Source organism: Burkholderia sp. BCC1998 (assembly GCF_905339875.1).
Classification (GTDB): Bacteria; Pseudomonadota; Gammaproteobacteria; order Burkholderiales; family Burkholderiaceae; genus Burkholderia.
Window position 1 is genome coordinate 80092 of record NZ_CAJPHE010000015.1, and the last position, 13030, is coordinate 93121.

Annotated in this window: 11 protein-coding genes; 6 read left to right on the forward strand and 5 right to left on the reverse strand. The window is 67.0% G+C overall.

All coding sequences use genetic code 11. From position 1 onward, the window contains the following. The 4 genes from mrdA to U5A56_RS24070 form a co-directional block, all read right to left on the reverse strand. Positions 1 to 2286 (reverse strand): penicillin-binding protein 2, encoded by a 2286-nt coding sequence (gene mrdA, locus U5A56_RS24055; RefSeq protein WP_321924884.1) that lies wholly within the window; start codon positions 2284 to 2286, stop codon positions 1 to 3. Positions 2287 to 2395: 109 nt separating this feature from the next. Next, the gene (mreD, locus tag U5A56_RS24060; protein WP_009687274.1) at positions 2396 to 2908 is read right to left on the reverse strand and encodes a rod shape-determining protein MreD; all 513 of its coding nucleotides are present in this window, start codon (positions 2906 to 2908) and stop codon (positions 2396 to 2398) included. Next, positions 2905 to 3987, reverse strand: a complete 1083-nt coding sequence (gene mreC / locus U5A56_RS24065) for a rod shape-determining protein MreC (protein WP_321819448.1) — start codon at positions 3985 to 3987, stop codon at positions 2905 to 2907. Before mreC ends, mreD begins: the two co-directional genes overlap by 4 nt. A 128-nt stretch (positions 3988 to 4115) precedes the next feature. Next, positions 4116 to 5159, reverse strand: a complete 1044-nt coding sequence (locus U5A56_RS24070; RefSeq protein WP_004189550.1) for a rod shape-determining protein — start codon at positions 5157 to 5159, stop codon at positions 4116 to 4118. A gap of 367 nt (positions 5160 to 5526) precedes the next feature. Between U5A56_RS24070 and gatC the strand changes: the two genes are divergently transcribed. From gatC to U5A56_RS24095, 5 genes are all read left to right on the forward strand, one after another. Beyond that, entirely contained in the window at positions 5527 to 5826 is a 300-nt protein-coding gene (gene gatC, locus U5A56_RS24075; RefSeq protein WP_124500610.1) for an Asp-tRNA(Asn)/Glu-tRNA(Gln) amidotransferase subunit GatC, read from the forward strand. 69 nt (positions 5827 to 5895) lie between these two features. Further along, positions 5896 to 7386 carry an Asp-tRNA(Asn)/Glu-tRNA(Gln) amidotransferase subunit GatA gene (gene gatA / locus U5A56_RS24080; RefSeq protein WP_321802725.1) on the forward strand — a complete coding sequence of 497 codons (1491 nt, stop codon included), beginning with the start codon at positions 5896 to 5898 and terminating at the stop codon, positions 7384 to 7386. A gap of 3 nt (positions 7387 to 7389) precedes the next feature. Continuing rightward, entirely contained in the window at positions 7390 to 8865 is a 1476-nt protein-coding gene (gene gatB / locus U5A56_RS24085) for an Asp-tRNA(Asn)/Glu-tRNA(Gln) amidotransferase subunit GatB (protein ID WP_044847823.1), read from the forward strand. Between the two features lie 126 nt (positions 8866 to 8991). Beyond that, on the forward strand, positions 8992 to 9831 hold the full coding sequence (locus tag U5A56_RS24090) for a polyphosphate kinase 2 family protein (protein WP_321810949.1): 840 nt from the start codon (positions 8992 to 8994) through the stop codon (positions 9829 to 9831). Positions 9832 to 9890: 59 nt separating this feature from the next. Next, positions 9891 to 10664 carry an exodeoxyribonuclease III gene (locus tag U5A56_RS24095; protein WP_044847825.1) on the forward strand — a complete coding sequence of 258 codons (774 nt, stop codon included), beginning with the start codon at positions 9891 to 9893 and terminating at the stop codon, positions 10662 to 10664. Between the two features lie 104 nt (positions 10665 to 10768). Here the strand turns inward: U5A56_RS24095 and U5A56_RS24100 are convergent, their stop codons facing one another. Next, positions 10769 to 11821 (reverse strand): NAD(P)-dependent alcohol dehydrogenase, encoded by a 1053-nt coding sequence (locus U5A56_RS24100; protein ID WP_124486697.1) that lies wholly within the window; start codon positions 11819 to 11821, stop codon positions 10769 to 10771. A gap of 230 nt (positions 11822 to 12051) precedes the next feature. Here U5A56_RS24100 and U5A56_RS24105 point away from each other — a divergent pair, with 230 nt between their 5' ends. Continuing rightward, on the forward strand, positions 12052 to 12996 hold the full coding sequence (locus U5A56_RS24105) for an AraC family transcriptional regulator (protein WP_044847827.1): 945 nt from the start codon (positions 12052 to 12054) through the stop codon (positions 12994 to 12996). Positions 12997 to 13030: the final 34 nt, after the last annotated feature.

A 13030-nucleotide genomic window follows, 5' to 3' on the forward strand; every position in this document is an offset into this window, starting at 1 on the left:
TTAATGAGCGGTGCCGGCGTTCACCGCTTTCGCGGAGGCCGTGACACGGAAGTTGTCGTCGCGCGGCGCGGCGGCGAGCGGTTGCGCGTCGCTGGCGGGCCGGCGCGGCCGGTGCGGGCGCCGGATCGGCGGCAGGCTCGCGGCCCTCGGCGCCGCGGCACTCGCGTCGGCGGGCTGCGCCGCGCTTGCCGCGGCCGCACCCGACGCATCGGGCGCCGGCGCGGCCGATGCCGCATCCGCCGCGCTGGCCGCGGCCGGCACGACGGGCTGCGGCAGCGCCTTGAAGCCGGCCGCGACGGACACGGCCTTCGAGGCATCGCCGATCACCGGTGCGCTGATCGGCTCGGTCGCCGACGCGGCGGCGGCGACGGCGGCCGCCTCGTTCTCCGGTTTCTGGCGCTCGACGAGGTAGAAGTCGAGCACGCGGCGCGCGATCGGGCCCGCGGCCTGCGCGCCCCAGCCGCCGTTCTCGACGACCAGTGCGAGCGCGATCTGCGGATGGTCGACCGGCGCGTACGCGATGAACAGCGCGTGGTCGCGCAGGTGCTCGGCGAGCAGGTGGCCCTTGTAGTTCGAGCCCTGCAGCGAGAACACCTGCGCGGTACCGGTCTTGCCGGCCGCGAGGTACGACGCGCCGCGGAACACCTTGTACGCGGTGCCGGACGGATTCTCGATCACGTTCTCCATCCCGCGCTTCACGACGTCGATGTCGGCCTGCTTGAGCGGGATCGTTTCGCTTTCCTTCGGCACGGTCAGGTGGCGCCCGCGCGTGATCGGATCCTCGACTTCCTTCACGAGGTGGGGCTTCATCACGACGCCGTTGTTCGCGAGCGTCGCGGTGGCATGCGCGAGCTGCAGGATCGTGTACGAGTTGTAGCCCTGGCCGATCCCGAGGCTGATCGTCTCGCCGTCGAACCACTTCTGCTGCGCGGCCTTCTTGAACGCCTTCTTCTTCCAGTCGGTCGACGGCAGGATCCCGCGCGCCTCGCCCTGGATGTCGATGCCGGTGATCTGGCCGAAGCCGAACGGCTTCATGAAGTTCGCGATCGCGTTTACGCCGAGATCGCGCGCGAGCATGTAGAAGTAGGTGTCGTTCGACACCATGATCGCCTTGTTCATGTCGACCCAGCCCTGGCCCGAGCGCACGTCGTTGCGGAACGTGTGCCCGCCGAACGTGAAGTAGCCGGGATCCTGGAAGCCCCAGCCCGGCGTGCGCTTGCCGAGCGTCAGGCCGGCCAGCGCCATGAACGGCTTGTACGTCGAGCCGGGCGGGTAGGTGCCGTGCAGCGGGCGGTTCAGGAGCGGCTTGTCGGGCGAGTTGTTCAGTTCGTCCCAGGTCTGCTGGTCGATGCCGTCGACGAACGAGTTCGGGTCGAAGCTCGGCGACGACACGAACGCGAGCACGTCGCCCGTCTTCGGTTCGATCGCGACGAGCGCGCCGCGCTTGCCGGCGAACGCCTGCTCGGCGACCTGCTGCAGCGCGATGTCGAGCGACAGCACGAGGTTGTTGCCGGGCGTCGCCTGCGTGCGCGACAGCGTGCGCACGGGCCGGCCGCCGGCCGTCACCTCGACTTCCTCGAAGCCCGTGAGGCCGTGCAGCTCGGTTTCGTAGCTCTGCTCGACGCCGATCTTGCCGATGTAGTCGGTGCCCTTGTAGTTGTTCGCGTCGCGGCGCGGATCGTAGTGTTCCTGGTCGCTGTCGTTGTCGTCGCTCATCGCGTCGATGCGATCCTGGTCGCGCTTCGAGATCCGGCCGATGTAGCCGATCACGTGCGCGGCCGTCATGCCGAGCGGGTACTGGCGGAACAGCCGCGCGCGCACGTCGACGCCGGGAAAGCGGAAGCGCTGTGCGGTGAAGCGCGCGACTTCCGCGTCGGTGAGGCGCGTGCGGATCGGCAGGCTCTCGAAGTTCTTCGAGTCTTCCTGCAGCTTCTTGAAGCGGCGGCGGTCGCGCGCGTCGATCGGGATGATCTCGGACAGCTTGTCGATCGTGTTGTCGAGCGTGTCGTCGAGCTTCGACGGCGTGATCTCGAGCGTGTAGGCCGAATAGTTCTTCGCGAGGACCACGCCGTTGCGGTCGGTGATGATCCCGCGGTTCGGCACGATCGGTGCGACCGAGATGCGGTTTTCCTCGGCCTGCAGCGCGTATTTGCCGTGCTGCATCAGCTGCAGGTAGAAGAAGCGGCTCGCGAGCAGCCCGAAGCAGACGAACACGAACACGCCCGCCGCCGCGACGCGCAGGCGGAACTTCGAGAGCTGCTGTTGGGTGTCGTTGAATTCGGTCATGCGGTTACGATCGATCTGGCCCGTGCGCGGCGAGCGCGCGCGGGCAAGGAGCCGCCCCGGAGCGCGGCGCGCGGGCGTGGGGGCGGCGGGTATTCAAGGTCGGTCCGGCTCAGATGGGGCGCGTATCGTCCGGGTCGACCGGGCGGCGTTGCGGCATCAGCAGCAGGTGGCTCGCGATCGGCCACAGCGCGGCCTCGACGAAGCCGTCCACCAGATAGCGCCAGCCGGGAAACGCGGCACCCATCACGAGGCGGATCACGAACGGCACCAGTTGCGCGACGACGAGCAGCGGCGTGACGTACAGCACCTGCACGCCGATCGGCATCCACAGCACGCGGCGGTGGATCGTGATCGCGCCGTACGACAGCAGCGTATAGGCGAGCGCATGCTCGCCGAGCAGCCCCGCGTCATGCACGTCCATCAGGATGCCGAGCGCGAACGCGACGCCCATTCCGACCTTGCGCGGCTGGTGGATGTTCCAGAACAGCAGCACGAGCGCGACGAAGTCGGGCACGCCGGGCAGGCGGCCCCACGGCATCAGGTTCAGCAGGAACGCGGCGGCGAGGCTGAAGACGATGAAGTACGGGTTGACCGGCTGCAGGATGTATTGCGGGCGGTTCATCGCTGGGCTCCTGGTTGCCCGGCCGCGGGCTTCGCGGGCGCGGCGGCCGGCTTGGCCGGAGCGGCGGGGGCGGCAGGTGCAGCCGCCGCCGGTTTCGCGCCGGGTGCGGCCGCGGCGGCCGGCTTCGCGTTCGCGTCGGCCTTCTCGGCCTTGTCGGCTTTGTCGCTCTTCGCGGCGGCCTTGGCGCCCTTCTTGCCCTTCGCGTTCTTGTCGGCCGGCTCGGGCTCGGCCGGGCGCGGCGGGACATCGTTCTGGTAATGCAGCACGAGCATCTGGCGCGCGCCGCGCACGGCGGCGACCGGCGCGCAGGTCACGCGCGCGAACGCGGTATCGGCGAGCTTGTCGACCTTCGCGACCTTCGCGACCGGCAGGCCCGGCGGATAGACGCCATCGAGGCCACTCGTGACGAGTTCGTCGCCCGCGACGAGGTCCGAGCTCGTCGGCACGAAGCGCAGGTCGAGCGAATCGCCCTTCGGCGTGCCGTAGATCACGCTGCGCAGGCCGGTGCGCAGCACCTGCACGGGAATCGCGAGATCGCGGTCGGTGATCAGCGTGACTTCGGCCTGCAGCGGGAACACGCGCGTGACCTGGCCGATCACGCCGTCCTCGCTGACGACCGGCGCACCGTTCTGGATGCCCTGCTGCGAACCCTGCCCGATCACGATCTTCTGCGTGAACGGGTCGCTGGTGTCGTACTGGATCTCGACCGGCGTCGAATGCGTCGCGATGTGCTGGCGCAGCTCGAGCACCGCGCGCAGATGCGTGTTCTCCTGCGCGAGCACCGCGGCCTGGTTGGCCTGCGTGGACAGCTGCAGGTTGCGCTTGCGCAGCGCGTCGTTCTCATGGCGCAGCGATGCGCCGGTGACGGCGATGTCGGCCGCGCCCATGAACAGGTCGCGCGGCACGAGCGCCGCGCGCTGCAGCGGGTACAGCACGGTGCCGAGCACGCCGCGGACGATTTCGAGCGTGCTGAAGCGCGCGTCCGATACGAGAAGCGCGATGGCGAGGGCGACGAAGAAGATGAGCCGCGCGAGCGCGGGCGGACCTTGCTTGAAGAGGGGCGGCGGACTGTATTCCATGGTCGGCGCCGGGCGCGTGGCGATCGGTTAAATAATGCTCAGACGCGCGAACGGCGTGGCGGTTCGTTCTGAACGAGCGATCCGGCCACGCCGCGGGTGCGCCATATCAAACGGGACTGCTTAGGCGATCACTCGTACGAGAAGATGCTGCCCAGCTTGTCCATGCGTTCGAGCGCCATGCCCGAACCGCGTACGACGCAGGTGAGCGGATCTTCGGCGACGAGCACCGGCAGGCCGGTTTCTTCCGCGAGCAGGCGATCGAGGTCGCGCAGCAGTGCGCCGCCGCCCGTCAGCATCATCCCGCGCTCGGCGATGTCGGCGCCGAGTTCCGGCGGCGTCTGCTCGAGGGCGATCTTCACCGACGACACGATCTGGTTCAGCGGATCAGTCAGCGCTTCGAGGATTTCGTTGCTGGAGATCGTGAAGCTGCGCGGAATGCCTTCCGACAGGTTGCGGCCCTTCACTTCCATTTCCTTGACTTCGGAGCCCGGGAACGCGGAGCCGATTTCCTTCTTGATCGCTTCGGCCGTTTGCTCGCCGATCAGCATCCCGTAGTTGCGGCGGATGTAGTTGACGATCGCTTCGTCGAACTTGTCGCCGCCGACGCGCACCGAGCCTTTGTAGACGATGCCGCCGAGCGAGATCACGCCGACTTCCGTGGTGCCGCCGCCGATGTCGACGACCATCGAGCCGGTGGCTTCCGACACCGGCAGGCCCGCGCCGATCGCGGCCGCCATCGGCTCCTCGATCAGGTAGACCTGCGATGCGCCGGCGCCGTGCGCGGCTTCCTTGATCGCGCGGCGCTCGACCTGGGTCGAGCCGCACGGCACGCAGATGATGATGCGCGGCGACGGCGAGAACATGCGCGACTCGTGCGCCGTCTTGATGAACTGCTTGATCATCTGCTCGGTGACGGTGAAGTCGGCGATCACGCCGTCCTTCATCGGGCGGATCGCCTCGATGTTGCCCGGCACCTTGCCGAGCATCTGCTTGGCTTCCTTGCCGACTGCCTGGATCGTCTTCTTGCCGTTGGGGCCGCCTTCCTGGCGGATCGACACGACCGACGGCTCATCGAGCACGATGCCCTTGCCGCGCATGTAGATCAGGGTGTTTGCGGTGCCGAGGTCGATCGCCAGATCGTTGGAGAAGTAGCTGCGCAAAAAACCGAACATTCAGAATCCTGTTTCGCTCTGGGCCGGCCCTGCATAGCGAGCGCTGAGGGCGGCAGCGGAAAAAATAACAGCCTCGGGAAGCGTGGCGGAAGCGGCCGCCGCGGCGCACGAAGCTGCGAGTGATGTCTACCGGGAATCGCACGAAGCACGCACGGCTTGCCGAAGCGGGGCGAAACGGTGCGGGAAAAGGCTGCCGGGTTTGGGTCGAACGCGTAATGATACCTTATAATTTCGCGGTATTTGAATCGAAACGGACGGTATTTTTGCCGCTTCGGCCCCGATTTTTGAGGGTGGGATCGTACCCTCCAACCCCCCGCCGCAGCGCGGTTTTCGATGCGCTGCGCAGCCTTGTTTTTCCGGTGATCGCATGGCCCTGACCCTGACCGATGTGAAACGCATCGCGCACCTGGCGCGACTCGAAATGGCCGACGCCGACGCCGAGCATACGCTCGGCCAGCTCAATGAATTCTTCGGCCTCGTCGAGCAGATGCAGGCGGTCGACACCGCCGGCATCGCGCCGCTCGCCCACCCGATCGAACAGATCCAGGAAGTCGCGCAGCGCCTGCGCGACGACGCCGTGACGGAAGTCGTCGATCGCGACGACAACCAGCGTCCGGCGCCGGCCGTCCAGGACGGCCTCTATCTCGTGCCGAAGGTGATCGAGTAAGCATTCGATGAGAAGCGCGCCGGCCGGCCTGCGCCGCGCGCCACCCAGAATTCCCAGGAAAACCACTCAATGCACGCAAAAAGCCTGACCGAACTGCGCGCCGCGCTCGCCGCCAAGGAATGCTCGGCCGTCGAGCTCGCGCAGCTCTACCTGAAACGGATCGACGCGGCACGCGACCTGAACGCGTTCGTCCATGTCGATGCCGACCTCACCCTTGCGCAGGCGAAGGCCGCCGACGCCGAGCTCGCGCGCGGCGCGGGCGGCGCGCTGACCGGCCTGCCGATCGCGCACAAGGACGTGTTCGTCACGCGCGGCTGGCGCTCGACCGCCGGCTCGAAGATGCTCGCGAACTACGAAAGCCCGTTCGACGCGACCGTCGTCGCCCGCCTGCAGGCGGCCGGCATGGTCACGCTCGGCAAGACCAACATGGACGAGTTCGCGATGGGCTCGTCCAACGAGAACTCGGCGTTCGGCGCGGTGAAGAACCCGTGGGACACGAACGCCGTGCCGGGCGGCAGCTCGGGCGGCAGCTCGGCGGCCGTCGCCGCGCGCCTCGCGCCGGCCGCGACCGGCACCGACACCGGCGGCTCGATCCGCCAGCCCGCGTCGTTCGCGGGCGTGACGGGCATCAAGCCGACCTACGGCCGCGTGTCGCGCTACGGGATGATCGCGTTCGCGTCGTCGCTCGACCAGGGCGGCCCGATGGCGCAGAGCGCGTCCGACTGCGCGCTGCTGTTGAACGCGATGGCCGGCTTCGACGAGCGCGACTCGACGAGCCTCGAGCGCGACGACGAGGATTTCACGCGTCATCTCGGCCAGCCGTGGACGGCCGGCAACGATGCGGGCAAGCCGCTCGCGGGGCTGCGCATCGGCCTGCCGAACGAGTATTTCGGTGATGGTCTGGCCGACGACGTGCGCGCGTCGATCGACGCGGCGCTCAAGCAGTATGAAGCGCTCGGCGCGACGCTCGTGCCGGTGTCGCTGCCGAAGACGGAACTGTCGATCCCCGTGTACTACGTGATCGCGCCGGCGGAAGCATCGTCGAACCTGTCGCGTTTCGACGGCGTGCGCTTCGGCCACCGCGCCGCGCAGTACGGCGACCTGCTCGACATGTACAAGAAGTCGCGCGCCGAAGGCTTCGGCCCCGAGGTGAAGCGCCGGATCCTGGTCGGCACCTACGTGTTGTCGCACGGCTACTACGACGCGTACTACCTGCAGGCGCAGAAGATCCGCCGCATCATCGCGAACGATTTCCAGGAAGCGTTCAAGTCCTGCGACGTGATCATGGGCCCGGCGTCGCCGACGGTCGCATGGGATCTCGGCGCGAAGGGCGACGATCCGGTGCAGATGTATCTCGCGGATATCTACACGCTGTCGGTGAGCCTCGCGGGTCTTCCCGGCATGAGCGTGCCGTGCGGCTTCGGCGCCGGCGCGAACGCGAAGCGCCCGGTCGGTCTGCAGATCATCGGCAACTATTTCAACGAAGCCCGGATGCTGCAGGTCGCCGACGCGTTCCAGCGCGCGACCGACTGGCACAAGCAAGTTCCGGCAGGGGTGTAAGCAATGACTACGCAATGGGAAGTCGTCATCGGTCTCGAGACGCACGCGCAACTGTCGACCGTCTCGAAGATTTTCTCGGGCGCGTCGACGCAGTTCGGCGCGGAGCCGAACACGCAGGCTTGCCCGGTCGACCTGGCGCTGCCGGGCGTGCTGCCGGTGCTGAACCGCGGCGCGGTCGAGCGCGCGATCCGCTTCGGCCTCGCGATCGGCTCGACCATCGCGCCGCGCAGCATCTTCGCGCGCAAGAATTACTTCTACCCCGATCTGCCGAAGGGCTATCAGATCAGCCAGTACGAGATTCCGGTCGTGCAGGGCGGCCAGATCACGATCCAGGTGCCCGCCAACGAAAAGGCCGGCAAGGAAGCGTACGAAAAGACCGTCAACCTGACCCGCGCGCACCTCGAGGAAGATGCGGGCAAGTCGTTGCATGAAGACTTCGCCGGGATGACCGGGATCGACCTGAACCGCGCGGGCACGCCGCTGCTCGAGATCGTCACCGAGCCGGAAATGCGCAGCGCGGCCGAGGCCGTCGCGTATGCGAAGGCGCTGCACGCGCTCGTCGTGTGGCTCGGCATCTGCGATGGCAACATGCAGGAAGGTTCGTTCCGCTGCGACGCGAACGTGTCGGTGCGCCCGGTCGGCCAGGAAAAGTTCGGCACGCGTGCCGAGATCAAGAACCTGAACTCGTTCCGGTTCCTTGAAGAGGCGATCAACTACGAAGTGCGCCGCCAGATCGAGCTGATCGAGGACGGCGGCGAAGTCGTGCAGGAGACGCGCCTCTACGATCCGGACAAGCGCGAGACGCGTTCGATGCGCAGCAAGGAAGACGCGCACGACTACCGCTACTTCCCCGACCCCGACCTGATGCCGCTCGTGATCGGCCGTGACTGGGTCGAGCGCGTGCAGGCCGGCATGCCCGAGCTGCCGGCCGCGATGCAGCAGCGCTTCGTCGAGCAGTACGGCGTGTCCGCGTACGACGCGGGCGTGCTGACGTCGAGCAAGGCGATGGCTGCCTACTTCGAGGCGGTGGTCGCGAAGGCCGGCGCGGCGAACGCGAAGATCGCCGCGAACTGGCTGATGGGCGACGTGTCGTCGCAGCTGAACCGCGACGGCATCGAGATCGACGCGATTCCCGTGTCGGCCGCGCAGCTCGCGCTGGTGCTGCAGCGCATCGCCGACGGCACGATCTCGAACAAGATCGCGAAGGAAATCTTCGCGACGATCTGGGACGAGAAGGCGACCGACGAAGGCGCGGCCGACCGCATCATCGACGCGAAGGGCCTGAAGCAGATTTCCGACACCGGCGCGCTGGAAGCGATCATCGACGAGGTGCTGGCGGCGAACGCGAAGTCGGTCGAGGAGTTCCGCGCGGGCAAGGAAAAGGCGTTCAACGCGCTGATCGGCCAGGCGATGAAGGCGACCAAGGGCAAGGCCAATCCGCAGCAGGTCAACGAGCTGCTGAAGAAGAAACTCGGCTGAGCATGGCCGCGCGCCTGAACCGCGCCTGACCACGGGCCGCCGCCGAACCTGTTCGGGGCGGCCCGTCGTTTTGGTGCATGCGTTATCGTGTGCGCGTGTGCATCGCACCGTCCAACGGAGGAACGAATGGCGAAACAACCGTCGCTCGACGATTTCCGCGTGCCGTACAGCACGCGCGAGAAGGAAGCTGCCGCATTCAAGCTCGATGCGTTCGATCCGGCCGCGAAGCCGTTTTCGTCGGGGTCGAAGGACGCCGACCGCGAACGGCTGTCGGCCGTATCGACCGAGCTCGACGTCCAGCAGGAGCGCCTGCACACGCAGCAGAAGAAGCGCGTGCTGCTCGTGCTGCAGGGGATGGATACCAGCGGCAAGGACGGCACCGTGCGCGCCGTGTTCCGCGAGGTCGATCCGCTCGGCCTGCGCGTCGTGTCGTTCAAGGCGCCGACGCCGATCGAGGCCGTGCACGACTTCCTCTGGCGCGTGCATCTGCAGGTACCGGCCGCGGGCGAGCTCGCGATCTTCAACCGCAGTCACTACGAAGACGTGCTCGTGCCGCGCGTGATCGGCGCGATCGACGACAAGGAATGCGAGCGCCGCTACCGGCAGATCCGCGATTTCGAGACGATGCTGTTCGAGAACGGCACGACGATCGTCAAGTGCTTCCTGCACATCTCGAAGGACGAGCAGCGCGAGCGGCTGCAGGCGCGCATTGACGATCCGACCAAGCACTGGAAGTTCGACATCGCCGATCTCGACGCGCGCAAGCACTGGGAGGCGTACCAGTCGGCGTACCGCGACGCGCTCGCCGCGACGTCGGCCGAGCATGCGCCGTGGTACGTGATCCCGGCGAACTCGAAGACGCACCGCAACGTGATGATCGCCGAGCTGCTGCTGCGCACGATGACCGACATGAAGCTCGAATTCCCGCCGCCGAAGCCGGAACTCGAAGGCGTGAAGATCCGCTAGGCTGCGATCCTGCAACCACATCGAACTGAACTGAACTGAACTGAACAACGGAACCCGACATGATGCGAGTGATTACCGCCAACCTGAACGGCATCCGCTCCGCCGCGAAGAAGGGCTTCTTCGAATGGCTCGGCGAACAGAATGCCGACTGCGTGTGCGTGCAGGAAATCAAGGTATCGGCCGACGACCTGCCGGCCGAATTCGTCGAGCCGCACGGCTTCAGGAGCTACTTCCATCACGCCGAGAAGAAGGGCTACAGCGGCGCGGGCGTGTACAGCCGCCACGAGCCCGATGACGTGATCATCGGCTTCGGCAGCAGCGAATTCGACTCCGAGGGGCGCTACGTCGAGGCGCGCTACGGCAAGCTGTCGGTCGTGTCGGTGTACGTGCCGTCCGGCTCGAGCGGCGAAGAGCGCCAGCAGGCGAAGTACCGCTTCATGGACGAGTTCATGCCGCACCTCGCCGAGCTGAAGAAGAAGCGCGAGGTGATCCTGTGCGGCGACGTGAACATCGTGCACAAGGAAATCGACATCAAGAACTGGAAGAGCAACCAGAAGAATTCGGGCTGCCTGCCGGAAGAGCGCGCGTGGCTCACGCAGCTGTTCGACGATGTCGGCTACGTCGACGTGTTCCGCACGCTCGATCCGCGCCCCGAGCAGTACACGTGGTGGAGCAATCGCGGCCAGGCGTACGCGAAGAACGTCGGGTGGCGGATCGATTACCAGATCGCGACGCCGGGCGTGGCCGGCACCGCGAAGCGCACGTCGATCTTCAAGGACATCAAGTTCAGCGATCACGCGCCGCTGACGGTCGATTACGACTACAAGAAGTGAGCGTCGGCGCGACGCGCTTCGCGTCGCTGCCAAGTCGTCCGGTCACCGGACGCAAAACGGGGCCGCATGTCGAACATGCGGCCCCGTTTCGTTTGGTGCGTCGCTTACTGCTTGATCGACGCCATGTCGATCACGAACCGGTACTTCACGTCGCTCTTCAGCATCCGCTCGTAAGCGGCATTGATCTGCTGCATCGGAATCGTTTCGATATCCGACGTAATGCCGTGCTCCGCGCAGAAGTCGAGCATTTCCTGCGTTTCCGCGATCCCGCCGATCAGCGAGCCCGCGAGGCGGCGGCGCTTGAAGATCAGGTTGAATACCTGCGGCGACGGGTGATCGTGCTCCGGCGCGCCGACGAGCGTCATCGTGCCGTCGCGCTTCAGCAGGTGCAGGAACGGGTTCAGGTCGTGCTGCGCGGCGACCGTGTTCAGGATGAAGTCGAAGCTGTTCAGGTGCGCGTTCATCTGCGCTTCGTCTTTCGAGATCACGACCTCATGCGCGCCGAGACGCTTGCCGTCCTCGATCTTCGACGGCGACGTCGTGAACAGCACGACGTGCGCGCCCATCGCGCGCGCGAGCTTCACACCCATGTGGCCGAGCCCGCCCAGGCCGACGATCCCGACCTTCTTGCCGGGCCCGACGTTCCACTGGCGCAGCGGCGAATAGGTCGTGATCCCCGCGCACAAGAGCGGCGCGGCGCCGGCCGGGTCGAGCGTCTCGGGCACGCGCAGCACGAACGCCTCGTCGACGACGAGCTGCGTCGAATAGCCGCCGTACGTGATGTCGCCGGTCACGCGGTCCTGGCCGTTGTAGGTGCCGACGAAGCCGTTCTCGCAATACTGCTCGAGGCCTTCCGCGCAGCTCGGGCAGGTGCGGCACGAATCGACGAGACAGCCGACGCCGACCAGCTCGCCGACCTTGAAGCGCGACACTTGCGGGCCGGTCGCGGTCACGCGGCCGACGATTTCATGGCCCGGCACGACCGGGTAGATCGTGTTGCGCCATTCGTTGCGGGCCTGGTGCAGGTCCGAGTGGCAGACGCCGCAGTAGAGCACCTCGATCTGGACGTCGAGGTCGCGCAGCGCGCGGCGCTGGAATTCGAACGGGGCGAGCGGCGAGCGCGCATCGGTCGCCGCGTAAGCGTAGGTTGTGCTCATGCAGGGGGGCTCCTTGTCCGGCAAAAACGTCCGGCGAATCAGACTGCCGCCGCATCATGTGGCGACGCGGCGAGACAGGTGCCCATCGTAAGGAGCGGGCCGCGTCGGCGAAATACACGAAGGTCTCGAAGATTTGCCTATTCCTCTCGAATTGCACGCGAACGGCCGTCAAAACGCTTTCAAGGTGCTACATTGCGAGCCTGATTCTCTTGCCGGACAGGACGACGCCCGTGAGCTTCCAACCCCTTTTCGACGACACGGGCGACCGTGTGCGGCGCCGCATGATCGAGCTGCATGCGCGTCTCGCGCCGAACGAGGGTGATACGCCGGCGGCGCTCGACGGCGTGCGCTTCTTCCGCGTGAACCGCCCCGTGCCGCGCATGCCGGTGCTGTACGAACCGAGCATCATCGTCGTGTGCCAGGGCCGCAAGCTCGGCTATCTCGGCGACCGCTCGTTCGTCTACGACGCGCAGCAGTATCTCGTGCTGTCGGTGCCGCTGCCGTTCGAATGCGAGACCTTCGCGAGCATGGACGAGCCGTTTCTCGCGATCTCGATCCGCGTCGATCTCGCGGTGATCGCCGAGCTGGCGATCCTGCTCGACGAGACGCTGGGCGCTTCAGTCAGCGAGCCGCACGGCGTCTATTCGACGCCGCTCGATGCGCCGCTCGCCGACGCGGTGGTGCGGCTGCTCGAAGCGCTCGCGTCGCCGCACGACACGTGCGTGCTCGGGCCGGCGATCATGCGCGAGATCGCATACCGCGTGCTGACGGGCGCGCAGGGCGACGCGATTCGGGCGGCGCTCGTCCAGCAGCATCATTTCGGCCGCATCGCGAAGGCGCTGCGGCGCATCCATGCGGACCTGAAGGCCGATCTCGACGTCGAGACGCTCGCGCGCGAGGCCGGGATGAGCGTTGCGGTGTTCCACGCGCAGTTCAAGCACGTGACGGCGACGTCGCCGATGCAGTATGTGAAGGCCGCGCGCCTGCACCAGGCCCGGTTGATGATGGTGCAGGACGGTCTCGGCGCGGGTGCGGCGTCGGCACGGGTCGGTTATGCGAGCGCGTCGCAGTTCAGCCGCGAGTTCAAGCGGCTGTTCGGCCGCAGCCCGGGAGACGAAGTACGCTGGATGCGCGAAATCGGCAGCCGGCCGGTCGAGTCGGAAGTCGGCGCGTAGCGCCTGGCCTCGTGCGCCGGTGATGCGTGCCGGC

Coding starts and splice junctions, on each gene's coding strand:
- mreD (WP_009687274.1), bottom strand. CDS start 2,908: ATGAACCGCCCGCAATACATCCTGCAGCCGGTCAACCCGTACTTCATC.
- U5A56_RS24095 (WP_044847825.1), top strand. CDS start 9,891: ATGATGCGAGTGATTACCGCCAACCTGAACGGCATCCGCTCCGCCGCG.
- U5A56_RS24090 (WP_321810949.1), top strand. CDS start 8,992: ATGGCGAAACAACCGTCGCTCGACGATTTCCGCGTGCCGTACAGCACG.
- gatA (WP_321802725.1), top strand. CDS start 5,896: ATGCACGCAAAAAGCCTGACCGAACTGCGCGCCGCGCTCGCCGCCAAG.
- mreC (WP_321819448.1), bottom strand. CDS start 3,987: ATGGAATACAGTCCGCCGCCCCTCTTCAAGCAAGGTCCGCCCGCGCTC.
- gatC (WP_124500610.1), top strand. CDS start 5,527: ATGGCCCTGACCCTGACCGATGTGAAACGCATCGCGCACCTGGCGCGA.
- U5A56_RS24070 (WP_004189550.1), bottom strand. CDS start 5,159: ATGTTCGGTTTTTTGCGCAGCTACTTCTCCAACGATCTGGCGATCGAC.
- mrdA (WP_321924884.1), bottom strand. CDS start 2,286: ATGACCGAATTCAACGACACCCAACAGCAGCTCTCGAAGTTCCGCCTG.
- U5A56_RS24100 (WP_124486697.1), bottom strand. CDS start 11,821: ATGAGCACAACCTACGCTTACGCGGCGACCGATGCGCGCTCGCCGCTC.
- gatB (WP_044847823.1), top strand. CDS start 7,390: ATGACTACGCAATGGGAAGTCGTCATCGGTCTCGAGACGCACGCGCAA.